The organism is Methylobacterium sp. Leaf99, assembly GCF_001422375.1.
In the GTDB taxonomy this organism is placed as follows: Bacteria; Pseudomonadota; Alphaproteobacteria; order Rhizobiales; family Beijerinckiaceae; genus Methylobacterium.
This window is the reverse complement of sequence record NZ_LMMU01000009.1, coordinates 229,123-246,672: the sequence shown is the minus strand read 5'-3', so window position 1 is coordinate 246,672 and position 17,550 is coordinate 229,123. Positions and strand designations below refer to the sequence as shown.

Annotated in this window: 17 protein-coding genes; 11 read left to right on the top strand and 6 right to left on the bottom strand. The window is 73.8% G+C overall.

The genetic code is table 11. The annotated features are described in order from the left end of the window. Nucleotides 1-2 precede the first annotated feature (2 nt). Complete coding sequence (locus tag ASF28_RS17920) at nt 3-908, top strand: DUF1236 domain-containing protein (RefSeq protein ID WP_056095746.1); 906 nt, start codon at nt 3-5, stop codon at nt 906-908. A 58-nt stretch (nt 909-966) separates the two neighbouring features. Here ASF28_RS17920 and hrcA read toward each other — a convergent pair whose 3' ends face one another. Further along, the gene (gene hrcA, locus ASF28_RS17915; protein ID WP_187273119.1) at nt 967-2,025 is read right to left on the bottom strand and encodes a heat-inducible transcriptional repressor HrcA; all 1,059 of its coding nucleotides are present in this window, start codon (nt 2,023-2,025) and stop codon (nt 967-969) included. Nucleotides 2,026-2,292: 267 nt separating this feature from the next. On the opposite strand from hrcA, the gene ASF28_RS17910 reads away from it, so the two are divergent. From ASF28_RS17910 to rdgB, 3 genes are all read left to right on the top strand, one after another. Further along, a complete protein-coding gene (locus tag ASF28_RS17910) occupies nt 2,293-2,610 on the top strand; it encodes a hypothetical protein (protein WP_056095740.1) in 318 nt (105 codons plus the stop codon). A 111-nt stretch (nt 2,611-2,721) separates the two neighbouring features. Next, nucleotides 2,722-3,465, top strand: coding sequence for a ribonuclease PH (gene rph / locus ASF28_RS17905; protein ID WP_056095736.1), 744 nt, complete (start codon nt 2,722-2,724; stop codon nt 3,463-3,465). Continuing rightward, nucleotides 3,462-4,097 carry an RdgB/HAM1 family non-canonical purine NTP pyrophosphatase gene (gene rdgB, locus ASF28_RS17900; RefSeq protein ID WP_056095734.1) on the top strand — a complete coding sequence of 212 codons (636 nt, stop codon included), beginning with the start codon at nt 3,462-3,464 and terminating at the stop codon, nt 4,095-4,097. The genes rph and rdgB overlap by 4 nt, the downstream gene beginning before the upstream one ends. A gap of 16 nt (nt 4,098-4,113) precedes the next feature. Here the strand turns inward: rdgB and ASF28_RS17895 are convergent, their stop codons facing one another. Further along, nucleotides 4,114-5,247 (bottom strand): DUF2778 domain-containing protein, encoded by a 1,134-nt coding sequence (locus ASF28_RS17895; RefSeq protein ID WP_056095732.1) that lies wholly within the window; start codon nt 5,245-5,247, stop codon nt 4,114-4,116. A 284-nt stretch (nt 5,248-5,531) separates the two neighbouring features. On the opposite strand from ASF28_RS17895, the gene hemW reads away from it, so the two are divergent. Continuing rightward, nucleotides 5,532-6,710, top strand: coding sequence for a radical SAM family heme chaperone HemW (hemW, locus tag ASF28_RS17890; RefSeq protein ID WP_056095873.1), 1,179 nt, complete (start codon nt 5,532-5,534; stop codon nt 6,708-6,710). Nucleotide 6,711: 1 nt separating this feature from the next. Here the strand turns inward: hemW and ASF28_RS17885 are convergent, their stop codons facing one another. Then, nucleotides 6,712-7,956: a penicillin-binding protein activator gene (locus ASF28_RS17885; protein ID WP_056095729.1), complete on the bottom strand. Its 1,245-nt coding sequence runs from the start codon at nt 7,954-7,956 to the stop codon at nt 6,712-6,714. A 116-nt stretch (nt 7,957-8,072) separates the two neighbouring features. Here ASF28_RS17885 and rsmI point away from each other — a divergent pair, with 116 nt between their 5' ends. After that, nucleotides 8,073-9,038, top strand: coding sequence for a 16S rRNA (cytidine(1402)-2'-O)-methyltransferase (gene rsmI, locus ASF28_RS17880; protein ID WP_056095724.1), 966 nt, complete (start codon nt 8,073-8,075; stop codon nt 9,036-9,038). Continuing rightward, nucleotides 9,025-9,420, top strand: coding sequence for a YraN family protein (locus ASF28_RS17875; protein ID WP_056095868.1), 396 nt, complete (start codon nt 9,025-9,027; stop codon nt 9,418-9,420). The genes rsmI and ASF28_RS17875 overlap by 14 nt, the downstream gene beginning before the upstream one ends. A gap of 3 nt (nt 9,421-9,423) precedes the next feature. Here ASF28_RS17875 and ASF28_RS17870 read toward each other — a convergent pair whose 3' ends face one another. Next, nucleotides 9,424-9,813 (bottom strand): response regulator, encoded by a 390-nt coding sequence (locus tag ASF28_RS17870; protein WP_056095721.1) that lies wholly within the window; start codon nt 9,811-9,813, stop codon nt 9,424-9,426. Nucleotides 9,814-10,124: 311 nt separating this feature from the next. Here ASF28_RS17870 and ASF28_RS17865 point away from each other — a divergent pair, with 311 nt between their 5' ends. Genes ASF28_RS17865 through ASF28_RS17855 form a run of 3 tightly spaced genes read left to right on the top strand, consistent with a single transcriptional unit; the run spans nt 10,125 to nt 13,014 of the window. After that, nucleotides 10,125-11,075 (top strand): glycine betaine ABC transporter substrate-binding protein, encoded by a 951-nt coding sequence (locus tag ASF28_RS17865; RefSeq protein WP_056095718.1) that lies wholly within the window; start codon nt 10,125-10,127, stop codon nt 11,073-11,075. A gap of 26 nt (nt 11,076-11,101) precedes the next feature. Further along, on the top strand, nt 11,102-12,283 hold the full coding sequence (locus tag ASF28_RS17860; protein WP_244475074.1) for an ABC transporter permease: 1,182 nt from the start codon (nt 11,102-11,104) through the stop codon (nt 12,281-12,283). Beyond that, complete coding sequence (locus ASF28_RS17855; RefSeq protein ID WP_056095713.1) at nt 12,280-13,014, top strand: ABC transporter permease; 735 nt, start codon at nt 12,280-12,282, stop codon at nt 13,012-13,014. The genes ASF28_RS17860 and ASF28_RS17855 overlap by 4 nt, the downstream gene beginning before the upstream one ends. Here the strand turns inward: ASF28_RS17855 and ASF28_RS17850 are convergent. Beyond that, nucleotides 12,995-14,266: a L,D-transpeptidase family protein gene (locus tag ASF28_RS17850; RefSeq protein ID WP_082476638.1), complete on the bottom strand. Its 1,272-nt coding sequence runs from the start codon at nt 14,264-14,266 to the stop codon at nt 12,995-12,997. The two genes, ASF28_RS17855 and ASF28_RS17850, sit on opposite strands and share 20 nt — an antisense overlap. 84 nt (nt 14,267-14,350) lie before the next feature. After that, nucleotides 14,351-15,244 (bottom strand): extensin-like domain-containing protein, encoded by an 894-nt coding sequence (locus ASF28_RS17845; RefSeq protein ID WP_056095710.1) that lies wholly within the window; start codon nt 15,242-15,244, stop codon nt 14,351-14,353. Between the two features lie 168 nt (nt 15,245-15,412). Here ASF28_RS17845 and ASF28_RS17840 point away from each other — a divergent pair, with 168 nt between their 5' ends. After that, nucleotides 15,413-17,500, top strand: coding sequence for a M3 family metallopeptidase (locus ASF28_RS17840; RefSeq protein ID WP_244475077.1), 2,088 nt, complete (start codon nt 15,413-15,415; stop codon nt 17,498-17,500). Nucleotides 17,501-17,550 lie beyond the last annotated feature (50 nt).

The following is a 17,550-nucleotide window of genomic DNA, read 5'->3' as shown; positions in this document are numbered from 1 at the left end:
CCATGAGCAAGCTCTTTCGTAGCACGGTCGCGGCCGCGGCCCTGATCATCGGCGCGACGGCGGCCTTCGGCCAAGGCGGCCCCGGAGGCGGCGCGGCGGGTGGCGCTGGCGGCGGCGGTGCCGGAATGGGGGCCGGCGGCGGCGGTGGTGCCGGCGGCGGTGGCGGACGCGGCGGTGCGGCCGGCCCGGGCGCAGCTGGCGGCGGAGCCGGAGCGGCCGGCGCCGAACGGGGCGGCCCGGCCGCGGGCGGCGCGGGTGCGGCCGGCGGAGCCGCCGAGCGCGGCGGCCCGGCCGGCGGTGCGGGCCGGGGCGCGGACGAGGGCCGGGCCGGTCCGGGCGCCGAGGGCCGCGCCGGGCAGGGCGAGGGCCGGGCGGACCGGGACGGTCCGACCGACCGCGACGGCAAGGCCGGCCGGGGCGACCGGGACGGCAAACCGGATCGGGACGGCAAGGCAGACCGCGACGGAAAAGCGGATCGGGATGGCAAGGCCGACCGGGACAACAAGGGCGACCGGGATGGCAAGGCCGATCGCGGCGACCGCGACGGGCGCGGAAGCCGGGACGGACGGGCGGATCGCGACGACAGGGGCGATCGCGGCGCACGGGGTGATCGGGGCGGGCGCGGCGATCGGGGCGCGGTCCGGGGCGCCTATGGCCGCCTCGGCGCGCCGCAGCGCACGGAGTTCCGCCAGAGCGTGATCCGCCGCGGCATCCCGCGTCTCGCCGCCGGCGCCTTCGCGCTCAGCGTCGGCACGGCCATCGCCCGCAGCTACACCCTCTACGACCTGCCGCCGGACATCGTCCGCATCGCACCGGAATACGAGGATTACCGCTACGTGCTCGTCGACGACGACATCGTCATCGTCGATCCCGACACCTACGAGATCGTGGACGTGATCCGGGGCTGAACCGCACCGTCGAGCAAGCGAGGAGGGCGCGGCCGCGAGGCGGCGCCCTTCCTTCGTTCTAGCGCTTGCTGCGGTCGAGCAGACCCGAGACCACACGGGCGGTGTAGTCCACCATGGGCACGATCCGCGCGTAGTTGAGCCGGGTCGGCCCGATGACGCCCACCACCCCGACGATCTTCTGCGCCCCGTCGCGAAACGGTGCGGCGATCATCGAGGAGCCGGAGAGCGAAAACAGCTTGTTCTCCGAGCCGATGAAGATGCGCACCCCCTCGCCGCCCTCGGCCCGGGACAGGAGCTCGATGACGTCCTTCTGGGTCTCGAGGTCGTTGAACAGCAGGCGGATGCGCTCCAGGTCCTCGACGGCGCGCAGGTCGTCGAGGAGGTTGGCCTGGCCGCGCACGATGAGCTGGCGGGCGTCGGACGGTCCCACGGAAACGGCGAGCCCGGCATCGACGAGGCGCTCGGTGATGACGTCGAGCTCCCGCTTCATCGCCTGGCGGCCGGATTCGATCTCGGCCCGCAGGGTACCGAGGGTGCGGCCCTGGAGGCGGGCGTTGAGGTAGTTCGAGGCCTCCTGCAGGGCGCTCGCCGGCAGACCGGGCGGCAGGTCGAGGAGGCGGTTCTCCACCGAGCCGTCGTCGGAGACGAGGACCACCAGGGCCCGGGCGGGGTCGAGGCGCACGAATTCGATGTGCTTGAGGTGCACGTTGGTCTTCGTGGTCAGTACCACGCCGGCCCCGCGCGAGATGCCCGACAGCAGGGTCGAGGCCTCGGCGAGCGCGCTCTCGAAGGTGTGGCCGGAGGCCGCCGCCCGCATCTGCGCCTCGATCCGCGCCTGCTCGTCCCGGCCGACATCGCCGAGTTCGAGCATGGCGTCGACGAAGAAGCGCAGGCCCTGCTCCGTCGGCAGCCGGCCGGCGGAGGCGTGCGGCGCGTAGATCAGCCCGGAATGCTCGAGGTCGGCCATCACGTTGCGGATGGAGGCCGGCGACAGGGCCATGGGCAGGATGCGCGCGAGGTTGCGCGATCCCATCGGCTCGCCGGTGGTGAGGTAGCTTTCCACGATCTGCCGGAAGATCTCGCGGGCGCGCTCGTTGAGCGCGGCGAGGACCTGCATCTGCTGGGGCGAGGAGAAGGGGCGGGCGGGCTCGGTCACGATGGTTTCCCTGGGCCCCGATTGTGTCCGGCCGGGGGCCTTTCCACAAGGCGCCGTCGGGACGCGGCCCCGGCGGACGGGCCGGGTTTAATCCGCGGACGCGGCGGGACCCGCGAAAATAAAAATCGCTGCCCGATGAAGCCGTCCCGGCGCATGGTGCGTTCCATACCGCTCACCCGTCCGGCCTTGCCCGAGGCCGGCGCGGCGGTGCCACGTCAGGAGATACACATGCGAAACACCTCCCGTTCCGGCCCCCTCCGGTCGCTGGCCATCGTGCTGGCGATGATCGGCGCCCTGTTCGTCGCCGCCCCCCAGGGCGCCCAGGCGGCCCCCGCCATGGTCTCCACCGAGGTCGCCGGCCCGGCCGCCGGCCTCACGCAGGTCCAGTACGGCTATGGGCGCCGCCACCATCATCACCACCGTCATTTCGGCCACCGCCGCCACTTCGGCCATCATTTCGGCCACCACCGGGGTCGCCATTACGGCCGTCACTTCGGTCATCACCGCGGCCACCACCACGGCTACGGCCGCCGCCACTTCTACTAAGACGTTTTCGCGAGGGGCGCCCCATGGGGCGCCCTTTTCCGTTGGGGGCGTTGCCGGACACAGCCCCGGCGCCTAAGAGCCGCGTCCTGACACTCAACCGGGAGAGCGGCGATGCGGCCCTCGAAGCGCGCCAACGACGAATTGCGCACCGTCACCCTCGAGCGCGCCGTCGCCCGCTACGCCGAAGGCTCCTGCCTCGTCACCTTCGGCGAGACCAGGGTGCTGTGCACGGCCTCCCTGGAGGAACGCGGCCCGCCGTGGCTGCGCGGCTCTGGCAAGGGCTGGATCACGGCCGAGTATTCCATGCTGCCCCGCGCCACCCACGAGCGCACGCGGCGGGAGGTGAATTCCGGCAAGCCCTCGGGCCGGACCCAGGAGATCCAGCGCCTCATCGGCCGATCCCTGCGGGCCGTCACCAACCTGCCGGCCATGGGCGAGCGCCAGATCACCGTCGATTGCGACGTGATCCAGGCCGATGGCGGCACCCGCACGGCCGCCATCACGGGCGCCTGGGTGGCCCTGCACGATTGCTTTTCCTGGATGCGCGCCCGCTCGATCATCTCCGTCGACCCCCTGCGCGAGCACGTGGCGGCGGTGTCCTGCGGCATCGTCAAGGGCGTGCCCGTGCTCGACCTCGACTACGCCGAGGATTCGGGCGCCGAGACCGACGCCAACTTCGTGATCACCGGGTCCGGCGGCCTCGTCGAGGTCCAGGGCACCGCCGAGGGCAAGCCGTTCTCGGAGGAGGAGCTCCTCGCCCTCCTGCGTCTCGCCAAGGGCGGCACCGAGCGCCTCGTCGCCCTCCAGAAACAGGCGCTGGCGCAGCCGGCCCCCGACAAGAAGGTCTCCGCATGAGCCAGCACCGCATCCTCTCGGGCCGGATCGTCATCGCGACCCACAATGCCGGCAAGCTCGTGGAGATGCGGGAATTGCTGGGCCCGTTCGGGGTCGAGGCAATCTCGGCCGGGGAACTCGGCCTGCCCGAGCCCGACGAGACCGGCACGATGTTCTCGGAGAACGCCGCCATCAAGGCGAACGCGGCCGCCGCCGCCTCGGGTCTGCCGGCCTTCGCCGACGATTCGGGCCTGTGCGTGAACGCCCTCGACGGCGCGCCCGGCCTGTTCTCGGCGCGCTGGGCCGGGGAATCCAAGGATTTCGGCGGGGCCATGGCCCGGGTCGCGGCCGAGATGGAGAAGCGCGGCGACACCACCCGCCGGGCGCACTTCGTCTCCGCCCTCGTCATCGCCTGGCCCGACGGCCACACCGAGACCTTCGAGGGCCGGGTGTTCGGCCAGATCGTGCCGCCGCGCGGCACCAGCGGGTTCGGCTACGACCCGCTGTTCCTGCCCGACGGCCACGACCGCACCTTCGGGGAGATCTCTTCGGAAGAAAAACACGGCGTCGACTGGGCCACGGGCGACGCCCTCTCGCACCGGGCCCGCGCCTTCGTGCTCCTGGCCCAGGCCTGCCTGCGGCGGCCGGGCTGAGGCGGCGGCAGCCTCCCTACCGGCTCGCCAGGCCGTAGCGGCGCCCGCCCGAGGGCGGTCCGTCCTGGCCGTTGCCGGCCACCACCACGAGGCGCTGGACCTCGCCGCGGAGATACGCCTGCAGGAAGCGGTTGTAATCGCGAAACACCACGCAGCCGTTGGAGGCGCCGCTCGGTCCCAGCATGTAGGTGTGGGCGAGGAGGCCGACGCGGCCGTGGATCGCGCCGGGGCCGCCCACGGGGTTGAGGCGGATCGCCCGCACCCCGTGGAACAGGGCCTCGCGCTCGCGCAGGTCGTAGGTGCCGGGCGGCGTCGCGCCCCGCATGGTGAGGTGGACGTTGCGCGGATTGTCCTGGCTCGGCCCGAGGCCCGAATGCGCCTCCAGCACCTCGCCGTTGGGCAGGGTCACCCGCCCGGCGGTGATGTCGTAGACCGCAATGCCGACACCCAGGGTCGGGGCGGGAACGAGGCGCTGGCGCGACGGGATCGCCTCCGAGGCGCCGTCCACGGACGCGTAGGCCGTGGGGGCCGGGGCGTCGCCGAAGATGCGGTCGAACAGGGACGGTTCCTCGACGCCCGCCGCCCGGAACACGCTCTGGGTCGAGGGCAGGGCCGGACGCCGGGTGAGCCGCGCGGTGACGGCGACGGGCGCGCGCCGGAACTCCGGCGGCCGCGGCACCGGCAGGGGGATGGGCAAGGGGATCGAGACGGCGACCTGCTCGGCGCGCGGAAGAGCGGCGGCGGGTTGCTGCGGGCGCGGCTGCGCCGCGGCGATCCGGGCGACTGCGGCGGTTTGAGCCGCCGGCATGACGGTCGCGGGCGGTGGTTCGGCGGCGGCGATCCGGGACTCCACGGCAGGCGCCGCGTCGGCCCGCTGGAAGCCCGATGCCAGGGGCACGGAGGCGAGGGCGCTGCCGAGGGCGGGCGTGGGATCGAGCATCCAGGCGTAATCGGCGGGGAGCCCGCGCGCCGGCGCCGCCTCGGGTGCGACCGCGACGCTCACGGGCGGCGGGGTGGTCTCGCCCCAGCCCGTCAGCCCGGCGCCGACGAGGCCGAGGGCCCCCACCGAGGCGGCCAGCAGCACGCGGTTGCGGCGGCGGCGGGTTTCCTGCCGAGGGGAGCGGCGCGAGCGGAGCGCGACATAGGTCATGGGGACTCGACTCGTTACGCAGGTCCCGTTCGGGCAGCCCTGCCCGAGCCCTGTCCGCGCGGACGCACCGCGCGGGCCTGACGACGGATCGGGGATCACCGTGGAGGGAACGATTTACCGTAAGTGTCTGTGAGTAAGCATGGACTTGGTTAATCTTGCCTGAAGCGCATCATCGTCTTCGCACAGAAAAAGAGCCCGCGATGGCTCAGTTCGACACAGGCGGACGCCACGGCGACGGCGCGGCCGGGATTGCCAAACGCCCCGCGCGCGCGCACATCGCGGCCATGACCGAACCGACAGGCCCGGACCATCCGACCCGCGACGCGGGCTTCGGGGTCTACGTCCATTGGCCCTTCTGCGCCGCGAAGTGCCCGTATTGCGACTTCAACAGCCACGTGCGCCACGCGCCCGTGGACGAGGGCCGCTACCTCGCCGCCTTCCGGGCCGAGATCGCCCACATGGCCGCGCGGACACCGGGCCGCACGGTCTCCAGCGTGTTCCTCGGCGGCGGCACGCCCTCCCTCATGCGCCCCGCCACCGTGGCGGGACTGCTCGACGCCATAGCGGGCGCCTGGGCCACGGCGCCCGACGTCGAGATCACCCTCGAGGCCAATCCGACCAGCGTCGAGGCCGAGCGGTTTCGCGGCTACCGGGCGGCGGGGGTCAACCGGGTGTCCCTCGGCGTCCAGGCCATGGACGACGCTTCCCTCAAGGCCCTCGGCCGGATGCACACGGCGCGGGAAGCCATGGCGGCGGTGGCGGTGGCGGCCACCCATTTCGAGCGGTACTCGTTCGACCTCATCTACGCCCGGCCGGACCAGGGCGTCGCGGCCTGGCGCGCCGAACTCGGGGAGGCCATCGCCCGGGCGGCCGAGCACCTGTCGCTCTACCAGCTCACCATCGAGCCCGGCACGCCGTTCTTCGGCCTCGCCGCCGCCGGCCGGCTCGTGCCGCCGGACGACGACCATGCCCGCGCCCTCTACGACGTGACCCAGGAGGTCTGCGACCGGGCCGGATTGTCCTCCTACGAGATCTCCAACCACGCCCGCCCCGGCGCGCAGTCGCGCCACAACCTGCTGTACTGGCGCTACGGCGAGTATGCGGGCATCGGCCCCGGCGCCCATGGCCGCCTCGTGGCGCCGGACGGGCGCCTCGGCACCGTCACCGAGCGGGCGCCGGAGGCGTGGCTCGCGCAGGTCGAGCGCGACGGCCACGGCATCGTTGAGACGGAGATCCTGTCGGCGGCCGACCAGGGCGACGAATTCCTGATGATGGGCCTGCGCCTCGCGGAGGGCATCGACCCGGCCCGCTACGCGGCGCTCAAGGGCCGCGCCCTCGACGCCGCCCGCGTCGACGGCCTCGTCGCCGACGGCCTCCTCGCCCGACGCACCGACGGCCGCATCGCCGCGACCCCGCGCGGGGCGCCGGTGCTCAATTCCGTCGTGGCGGCGCTGGCCGCGTGACCTAGGTGCCGGAAGGACCGAGAACCCGAGGCGCCGGGCTGACCACCGCCGGGGCGCCGCTGCGGACCTCGTAGACGGCGAGGGTCCGGTCGCTCGGGCCGTCGGGGCGGAACCGGAAGGTGCCGTCGACGCCGGAGAAGCCCGACGGGTTGGTGAGCGTGGTGTCGGCGAAGCGCTGCGAGCCGAACTGCCGGCTGAGCGCCGCCGTGAGCGACACGGCGTCGTAGGCGAGCGTCGCCACGCGCGGCGGCACCGCACCGAAGCGCGCCTGATAGCGCTGGGAGAAGTTCGAAAAACCCGCCGCGTCGGGGGCCGCGAACCAGCCGCCCTGGAGGGAGGGCAGGGCGAAGGCGCGGGGATCGTTCCACACGGCGGTGCCCAGCGGCCGGACCCGGGTCGGCGAGAACCCGGCCTTGGCGAGCACCGGATCGAGGGCGGCCAAGCCGTCGGGCGTGTCGGGCAGGAACAGGGCATCGGCCTGGGCGCCGCCACCCGTGATCAGGCCGGAGAGCCGCCCCACCGCCGGGCCGGGATTGCCGGCTGCGTAGCGCTCGATGCCGACGAGGCGGGCGCCCTTTCGCGCCACCGCCTCGCGGAACTGCGCCTCGACGGCGTTGCCGTAGCTGTTCTCCGGGATCAGGGCCGCGAAGGAGCGCCGGCCCTTGGCCACGGCCTCGTCGACGATGCGGTCGACCTCCGCCTGGGGCAGGAAGCTGAGGAGGTAGACGCCGCGCGCCGCCACCGCCGCATCCGTGGAGAAGGCGATGACGGGCTTGCCCGCCGCCCGCGTCGGCCCGGCGGCCGCCTGGACGTTGGCGGCGAAGAGCGGCCCCAGCACCAGTTCGGCCCCATCGGCCAGGGCCGCCTGCGCCGCCTCGCGGGCGCCGTCGGGCGTGCCGCGGTCGTCCTTCACCAGGATCTGGAGGTCTGGCTTCTGGAAATCCTCCATGGCGAGCTCGGCGGCGTTGCGGAGTGCCGCCCCCACCGTCGCGCCCGGGCCGGTCAGCGGCACCACCAGGGCGACCTTGACGGAGCCGGTGCCGATCCGGGTGCCGGGCGAGGCCGGCCCCGGAACGCCGGTCTCGCCCGGCGGCAGGCCGTCGGCCGGAGGCGCCTCGGCCACCACGGGCGGTGCCCGGCGGCCCGAGCGCGGACCGCCATCCGGGCCGCCGATGCAGCCGGCCAGGGTCAGGGCGACGGCGCCCATGCCGACCAGCCCCGTGAGTCGCCCCGTCGCGCGCGCCATCGCGAGCCCCCCTGTCGCCGAAAGTCCAGGTTGGGAGTGTGGCCCGGAAAAGTAAATGTGCGTGCCGGTGGACGCGGACATTCCGCACCGGGGGGCCGGCATGGCATGGTCGCCCCATGACACAGCGCAGCGACAAGCCCGGCCGACCGCGCCGGGACGCCCCCGTGGCGGGCCTCAAGCCCGTCTCCACCTTCACGGCCTTCGGTCTGGCGGCGGAGGCCGAGCCCCTCGATCCGGGCCTGCACGTGGTGGCGACCCCCATCGGCAACCTCAAGGACGTGTCGTTCCGGACCCTGGCCACCCTGGCGGCGGCCGACACGGTGCTGGCCGAGGACACCCGCGTCACCCGCACCCTGCTGATGCATTACGGGATCACCACGCCCCTGGTCGCCTATCACGAGCATTCCAACGCCGCCGTGCGCGAGCGGATGATCGCCCGGATGCAGGCCGGCGAGGCCCTGGCCCTGGTCTCGGATGCCGGCACGCCCCTGGTGTCGGACCCCGGCTTCAAGCTCGTCCAGGCGGCCATCGAGGCCGGCATCCGGATCACGCCGATCCCCGGCCCCTCGGCGGTGATGACCGCCATCGTCGCCGCCGGCCTGCCCACCGACCGGTTCTTCTTCGAGGGCTTCCTACCGCAGAAGGCGGGCGCGCGGCGCAACCGCCTGGAAGCGCTGGCCCAGGTCCCCGGCACCCTGGTGCTGTTCGAATCGCCCCACCGCCTGCCCGAGATGCTCGTCGATGCGGCCGAGGTCCTGGGCGCAAATCGCCCGGCGGCGGTGGCCCGCGAATTGACCAAGCTCTACGAGACCATCCGGCGCGGCACTTTGGGCTGGCTCGCCGAGACCTTCGCGGAGGAGGGGGCGCCGAGGGGCGAGATCGTGGTGATCATCGGCACCGGCTCCGACGCGCCCGACGCGGCCGAGACCGATGCGGGCCTCGACGCGGCCCTGAACGCGGCGCTCGCCCGACACTCCATCAAGGACGCCGCCGCCCTGGTGGCCGACGAGACCGGCCAGCCGCGCCGGGTGGTCTATGCCCGCGCCCTGGCGCTTGCCCGGCGGACCGATGACGACGCCTGAGCGTCCCCCGAAGGACGCCGCCCGGCGGCACGCCACCCACGGGCGCGGCCTGTCGGGCGAGACGCGGGCGCTCGTGGCGCTGATGCTGAAGGGGTACTGGCCCCTGGCCCGGCGCTACGGCGCCGCCGGCGGCGAGATCGACCTGGTGATGCGGCGCGGGCGCACGGTCGCCTTCGTCGAGGTGAAGGCGCGGGCCACCCTGGCGACGGCCCTCGCGGCCATCGACGGGCGCAAGCGCGCCCGGTTCTCGCGGGCGGTCCGGGCCTGGATCACGGCCCATCCGGCCTGCGCCGGGCTCACCCTGCGGGCGGATGCGGTGCTGGTCGCCCCGGGGCGCTGGCCGGCCCACGTGGCCGACGCGTTTCCCCTGGACGGGCAGTGAGAATCAGGCCCGCGCGGCGGCGACGGCGGCCAGCAGCGTGCGCTTGAGATCGGCCTGGCTGAACGGCTTCTGCACCACCGGGCGATCGCGGAACGGCTCGCGGATGCCGGCGCCGCCGTACCCCGTGGAGAACACGATGGGCAGGTTGCGCTTCACGATGGCCTCGGCCACCGGATAGATCGGCTCGCCCGCGACGTTGACGTCGAGGATGGCCACCTCGAAATTCTCGGCCTGCGCCATTTCGAGGGCAGTCGAGAGGCGGGCTGCGGGCCCGACCACCGTGCAACCGAAATCGAGCAGCATGTCTTCGAGAAGCATCGAGATCGCCGCCTCGTCCTCGACGACAAGCACGCGAGCCCCATTCAGAAGGTCTTCGTTCACTTGAGCACTCACGCCGGGGCTTCTTCCCTTCGATCCGTTCCGGGTTCGGGAACGCCGTTTACAAAGGCGAGTCTTGAGATCGACCTCGGTGCAGGTGGAGACCACCCTTGGCCGTGCGCACGACAACCTTGCCGAGATATCGGAACGGCTGGAACCGTTCCGGGACTGAGCGAGCCGTCGCCCGTTCCGTCGAGCGTGTCAAGCGCTTCGCTGCCTCCGGATGCCACCGACGGGGCGTTGATGTTACGAAGTGATACATTTGCGTCTCCCGTGCCGCGGGCGGCGGTCCGCGCGCGCGCGCATCGCGGCCCGTGGGAAAACTGATGCGCGAATCCGCAGGGCGACCCGCAGCGCGAATCCCGTCCCGAACCCGGCGCGGCATCCTCGGCGGCCTCGCCGCATCCTGCCTCGCCGGTCCCCCTCCCGCCTCGGCGGCCGTGCCCCTGGTGGTCGCCTCGAAGAGCGATACGGAGGGCGCCCTGACGGGGGCGATGATCGCCCTCGCCCTGGAGGCCCTGGGGCTCGGGGTGGTGCGCAAGCTCGGCCTCGGGCCGACCCTCATCGTGCGCGACGCGCTCCTGTCGGGCGCCGTCGATCTCTACCCCGAATACACCGGCAACGGCGCCTTTTTCACCGATACGGTCACGGACCCGGCCTGGAAGACATCGGACGGCGCGTTCCACGCCATCGCCCGCGCGGACGCCGCCCGCGGCCTTGTCTGGCTCGATCGGGCGCCGGCCAACAACACCTGGCTCATCGCCGTCAACGGCGCTCTGGCGCGCCGCGAACACCTCGCCACCATGGCGGATTTCGCCGGCGCGGTGGGGCGGGGGCAGATCCGCCTCGCCGCCTCGACGGAATTCGTCGAGAGCCCCGCCGCCCTGCCGTCCTTCGAGGCGGCCTACGGCTTCCGGCTGCCCCTCGACCGGATCATCAGCCTGCCGGGCGGCGACACGGCGGTGACGGCGCGGGCGGCGGCGCAGGGCATCAGCGGCGTCAACGCCGGCATGGTCTACGGCACCGACGGGGCCCTCGACGCCCTCGACCTCGTGGTGATGGCCGACCCGAAGGGCGCGCAGATCGTCTACGAGGTCGCGCCGGTGATTCGGGCCGAGGTTCTGACGCGCCATCCCGAGATCCGGCCGGCGCTGGCCCGCATCTTCGCCGGCCTCGACGCCGCGACCCTGCGGGCCCTCAACGCCCGCATCACCGTGGAGGGCGCCGTGGCCGGGACCGTGGCCCGCGCCTACCTGACCGAGCGCGGGCTCCTGTGACGGCCCCGGCGGCGGAGGGCGAAGGCATGCGGACCGATACGGGAGGGCGAGGCCCGACGGCGGCCGTGAGTTTCGCCTGGCTGACGGCCCTCGCCTGGCTGGCGGCCCTCGCCGCGGCCCTGATCCACGGGCCCGTGCTGACCCTGGCCGCCAACCGCCTCGTCCCCGGCGTGCCGGTGAGCGGCGGGTCCGCCCTCGGCCCGGTCCTGCCGGCGATCCTCGCGCTCTCCGCCCTCGCCGCCGGCCTCCTCGCCGTTTCCCCGGGCCGACGGGCCGGAGCCGCCGCCCTGGCGCTCGCCGTCGCCGCCGCCGGCCTCTTCGCCGGGGGGCTCGGCCACGGCGCCGCCCTGCGGATGGCGGACCAGCCGCCGGCGGCGCGGGCCGGCCTCGGGGCCGGGGCGTGGCTCGCCGCCGCCCTGCTCGGCGCCGCCCTCGGCCTCGCCGTCCGGCGCTGCCGCCAGCCGGGCCTCGGCCTCGTCGTGGTGGGGCTCGGCCTCGTCGGCCTCGTCGCGGCCGGACGGGCGGGCCTGTTCGATGCCCTGTCCCTCGCCGTCGAGTACGCCGCCCGGCGCGAGGCCGTGCACGCGGCCTTCGTCGAGCACCTCGTGCTCGCCGGCGGCGCCCTCGGACTGGCCGTCCCCGCGGTGATCCTGCTGTCCCTGTGGCGGCGCGGCCAGGACGCGGTCGGGATCGCCATCGGCGGGGTGCAGGTGGTGCCGGCGGTGGCGCTCCTGGGCGGCCTCGTCGCCCTCACCGGCGGGCTGCTGCGGGCCGTGCCCCCGTTGCGCGACCTCGGTCTCTCGGCCCTGGGGCCGGCCCCCGCCATGGTGGGCGTCGCCGCCTACCTGCTCCTGCCCCTGTGGCGGGGGCTGGCGGCGGCGCTCCGCGCGCCCGACCCCGCCAGCCTCGACGCGGCCAGAGCCATGGGCCTCACGGACGCTCAGATCCTCGCCCGCCTGCGCCTGCCCCTCGGGGCGCCGCTCCTCGTCGGGGCCCTGCGGGTCGCCGCCGTCCAGGGCATCGGGCTCGCCACCCTCGGCGCCCTCGTGGGGGCCGGCGGCCTCGGCCGCATCGTCTTCGACGGCATGGCGCAGTTCGCCCCCGACCTCATCCTGCTCGGCGCCGTGCCGGTGGTCGCCCTCTCGCTCGTGGCCGAGCGGACCTTGAGCGCCGTGGAGGATGGGATGCGCGCGGGACTGCCGGCATGAGCCTCCGCCCCATCGTCACCGTCGCCGCCACCGGCCTCGCCCTGGCGGCCTTGAGCCATCCGGCGGTCGCAACCCGGATCGCAAAAATCCTCGGCGAGGCACCGCGCCGAGCCCTCGACGCGGAGCGTCTCCTCGCCCTCGCCCTGCAGCACCTCGTCCTCGCCGGCACCGGCCTCGCCCTGGTGGCGGGCCTCGGGATCGGCCTCGGCATCGTGGCGACCCGGCGCGGGGCGGCCGCCCTGCGCCCGGCCATCGACGGCGTCGCCGCCGCCGCCCAGGCGGTGCCGCCCGTGGTGGTGGTGGCCCTCGCCCTGCCGGTGCTGGGCTTCGGCGGTCCGCCGACCCTCCTGGCGCTGGTCGCCTACGGGGTGATGCCGGTCCTGCGCGGCACGGTCGGCGCCCTGGAGACGGTGTCGCGCGAGGCACGCGAGGCCGCCGAGGCCATGGGCCTGACCCGCCGGCAGATCCTGCTGTCCGTCGAACTGCCCCTGGCCGCGCCCGGGATCGTCGAGACCCTGCGCACCGCCCTGGTGCTGTCCATCGCCACGGCGGCGGTCGGGGCCCTGGCCGGCGCCGCCACGCTCGGCACGCCCATCGTCGCCGGGCTCCAGAACCAGAACACCGTGCCGATGCTCCAGGGCGCCTGCGCCACCGCCGCCCTGGCCTTCCTCGGCGACGCCGCCATGCTGGGGCTGGCGGCGCTGGCCCGGATCAGTCGTCCACGAACGTGACCTCGGTGCCGGGCGCCACCCGCAGGGCGAGACTGCGCGCGTCCCAGTTCGTCAGGCGGATGCAGCCGTGCGACTCGGTCTTGCCGACCTTCTCGGGCTCCGGCGTGCCGTGGATACCGTAGGAGGGGATCGCGAGGTCGATCCACACCACGCCCACGGGGTTGTTGGGGCCGGGGGGAATCGTGAACTTCTCCTTCGTCTTCACGCCCTTGAACGCATATTTCGGGTTGTAGGTGTAGGTCGGCGCGAAGGCGACGCCCTTGACCTTGGTCTTGCGCGAGGGGGCGGGCTTCTCCGCGCTGCCGATGGAGGCGGGGTAGAACGCCAGGAGCTTGCCGGCCTCGTCGAAGGCCCGCACGTGGCGGGTCGCCTTGTCGACGGTGATGCGGGCGACGTCCTTGGCCGGCTTGTCGTCCCCGCTCGCCTTGTCCTCCTTGGCTGCCTTGTCCTCCTTGGCTGCCTTGTCCTCCTTGTCCTCCTTGGCTGCTTTGCCGGTCCTGCCCCCTTTGTCGCTCTTGCCCGCCTTGTCCTCGGGTTTCGGCTTGCCCGTCTCCAGGGCCGGCACCGCCGGCACGGTGATCACCGTGCCGGCCTTGTCGAGGGGCTTGTCGGGGTTGAGGGCGGTGAGAAGCGCCGGCGTCATGTGGAAGCGCTCGGCCAGCATCTCGCGTGCATCGGTGTAGGACAGGGCCTCCAGATCGGCCTGCTTCTCCATCTTCGCGGGGATTTCCGGGACGTAGGGCCCGGCGACGTCGGCCTCGGTCAGGGTGTACTCGGCCGCCACCGGCTCGGTGCTCGTGGCCTTCAGGGTCTCGAACAGCTTCGCGTTCATGCGCGTCGCGGCCGGCAGGCCGTTGGCGACGGCGAAGGCCGAGAGGGCGCCGCGCAGGTTCTCGCCGTCGCGTCCATCGATGGCGCCGGGCGAGAACTGCGCCCGGTCGAGAAGCACCTGCACCTTCACGAGGAGGGGGTCGGGCCGCTTGTCGTCGGCCTTCCCCTTGCCACCCTTCTTCGCGCCGGCCTGTCCGTCGTCGCCCTTCGGCTTCGCGCCATCCACGAACGTGGCGGCCTCGATGGCGTCCCGGGTGAGGGCGGGCGCTTCGGCTGGGCGCGCCGCGTCCGCCTTGGCGGGGGTTTCCTTGCCGGGGGTTTCCTTCTCGGGGACCGCCTTCTCGGGCGCCGCCTGGGCACCGCCGACGAGGCAGGTCCAGGCCAGCGCGGACACGCCGCCCACCTTCAACAATCCAAGCATGGTCACGCATCCTGGCCGGGGCGCCGCCGCCCACTCGACAGGAAACAAGCTCGGCGGAGACTAAGCCGTTCCGCGCCTTGAAAATTATTGGCAGAGGCGGTGGCCGGCGGGACGCTCGCGCTCGTCGAGGTGGAAGTGGTTGGCGTGCGCCGCATCCGTGCCGGGCCCGAGCACCGTGCGGAAGACCCCGCAGGCCCTGGCGCGGGCATGGGCGAGGAAGGCTGCTTCCGGCGTCCCCTCGGGCAGGGGCGCCACGGCGATGGCCGGCCGGTTCGCGAAGGTGAATCCCATCACGTCGATGCCGTTGGCGAAGGCGTGCTCGCTCAGCTTGGCATCGGGATCGTGGTTCTGGCCCCGGCAGACGTAGGTGGTGCCGAGGCTGAGGCCCTTGAGCGGCTGCGACAGGTCGCGCTCGGCCAGCACCTGCGCCTCCGTGGCCCAGCGCGCCAGGGCCTCGGCGGCCCTGCAGACCAGGAGGGCGGGGGGCGTCAGGGCGAGGTCGCCGGAAAGCGACGTGATCTTGAGGGGGCGGGCCGCGCCGCACTGGCCGTCCGCGAGGGCCGGCTGGGGTTCGAACCGGGCGCCGAGGCGCTCCAGGCGCTGCCGGCAGGCGGTGTCGTCGGCCGCCGCCACCGTCAGGGCGAGGGCGGCCTCGCCGGAGAGTTCGGGCGGCCGGGCCGGGGGCAGGGGCGTCGCCTCGGCCGCTTGCTCCTCGGGCTTGGTGTCGGCCGGTTTCGCCGCCGGCGCGGACAGCTCCGGCGGCCGCTCGGGCGGACGCGGCGCGTCGAGGGTCGGACCGGCCGGAGGGGCGGGGGCGGCCCCGAGGTCCGCGGGCCGAGCCGGCGGCAGCGGCGGCGGTACCGGGACCGCGCTGTCCTGCGCCGCGAGCCCGGCCCCGAGCAGGGGGACGAACAGGGCGGAGACGACGATCCCGCGATGGAGTCGCCGGGATGCGGCGTTGAGTGAGCGCGGGGGCATCCGGGTTCCGTTTTCTGCCTGGGGTCGCGCGGAGCATCGCGGTTCCGGGGCGCGCAGCAAGGGCGAAGGGGCAACAGCCGTGGCGCAAAGGTCGGGCACGGCCTTTGCACCGGGGCGGAGCGGTGCTTACCTTGCGGCTGGGACACGATCCGCGAACTCAGGATGACCATGACCGTCGGCACCACCCCCGCTCCCGCCTCCAGCCCCACCGGCGCGTCGATCGGGCCGTTCGCGGAGCACGCCTGGGCGACGCCCCACGGCCTGCCGCCGTTCGAGCGCATCGAACCCGCCCATTACCTGCCGGCCTTCGAGGCGACCCTCGCCGCGCACAAGGCCGAGATCGCCGCCATCGCGAAAAACCCGGCGGCCCCGGACTTCCACAACACCGTGGGCGCCCTGGAGCGGGCCGGCCTCGCCCTCGACCGGGTCGCGGGCGTGTTCTTCAACCTCAGCGGCAGCCACACCAACCCCGAGCTCCAGGCGGTGGAGCGCTCGATCTCGCCCGTCCTCGCCCGCCACGGCAGCGCCATCTATCTCGACCCCGACCTGTGGGCCCGCATCTCGGCCGTGGATGCCGAGGCCGAAGCCCTCGGGCCGGAGGAACGCCGGGTGCTCGAGCGCTACCGCACGCGCTTCCGCCTGTCGGGCGCCGATCTTCCCCCCGAGGCCAAGGCCCGCATGGCCGAGATCGCCGGGCGGCTCGCCGAACTCGGCACCAGCTTCAGCCAGAATCTTCTGGCCGACGAGGGCGCCTTCGCCCTGCCCCTCGACGCGGAAGAGGATCTCGCCGGCCTGCCGCCGTTCCTGCGCGCCGCCGCCGCCGCCGCCGCCAAGGAGCGGGGCGGCCAGCACGGCCACGTCATCACCCTGTCGCGCTCGCTGATCGAGCCGTTCCTGGTGTTCTCCACCCGGCGGGACCTGCGCGAGCGCGCCTACGCCGCCTGGTCGAAGCGCGGCGAGAACGGCGGCGAGACCGACAACCGCGGCCTCATCGCCGAGACCGTGGCCCTGCGCGCCGAGCGGGCGCGCCTGCTCGGCTTCGACAGCTTCGCCCACCTCAAGCTCTCCGACACCATGGCGGGCACCCCCGACAACGCCATGGCCCTGCTGCGCAACGTCTGGACCCCGGCCCACCACCAGGCGGCGGCCGAGCGCGACCGGCTCCAGGCCATCGTCCGAACCGAGGGGCACGAGTTCGCCCTCGCCCGGCACGATTGGCGCCACTACGCGGAGAAGCTGCGCCGGGCCGAGCACGACCTCGACGAGGGCGAGATCAAGCCGTACCTGTCGCTCGACGGCGTCATCGCCGCCGCCTTCGACACGGCGACCCGCCTGTTCGGCCTGCGGTTCGAGGAACTCGCCGACGTGCCGCGCTACCACCCCGACGTGCGGGCCTGGGCCGTCCACGACGCCGACGGCGCCGAGGTCGGCGTCTTCCTCGGCGATTACTTCGCCCGCGCCTCGAAGCGCAGCGGCGCCTGGATGAGCGCCTTCCGCTCGCAGGAACGCCTCAACGGTGTCGTCACGCCGGTCATCGTCAACGTGATGAACTTCGCCAAAGCGCCGGACGGCGAGGCGACTCTGCTGTCGTTCGACGACGCCCGCACCCTGTTCCACGAGTTCGGCCACGCCCTGCACGGCCTCCTGTCGGACGTGACCTATCCGCTCCTGTCCGGCACCGCCGTGGCCCGCGACTTCGTCGAGCTGCCCTCGCAGCTCTACGAGCACTGGCTCGAGCAGCCGGAGGTCCTGCGCCGGCACGCCCGCCATTACCGCACGGGCGAGCCGATGCCGGAGGACCTGTTGAAGCGTCTGCTCGCGGCCCGCACCTTCAACCAGGGCTTCGCCACCATCGAGTACACCTCCTCGGCCATCGTCGACATGACCCTGCACCTGTCGAGCGCCGGCGAGGACGGCCTCGACGTCCAGGCGTTCGAGGCCGACGCCCTCGCCCGCATCGCCATGCCGGCGGAGATCTCCATGCGGCACCGTTCGCCGCACTTCGCCCACATCTTCTCCGGGGAAGGCTACGCCGCCGGCTACTACAGCTACCTGTGGTCGGAGGTCCTCGACGCCGACGCCTTCGACGCGTTCCGCGAGGCCGGCGACATCTTCCACCCCGAGACGGCGGCGCGCCTGCGCAAGTTCGTCTACGGCGCCGGCAACCTGCGCGATCCGGGCGAGGCCTACACGGCCTTCCGGGGGCGGCTGCCGAGCATCGAGCCGCTCCTGCGCCAGCGGGGGCTGGCGGCCTGAGCGGGGGCCGGCGGCCCAGGCGGCCGCTGCCGACACAAGCGGCCGCCCAC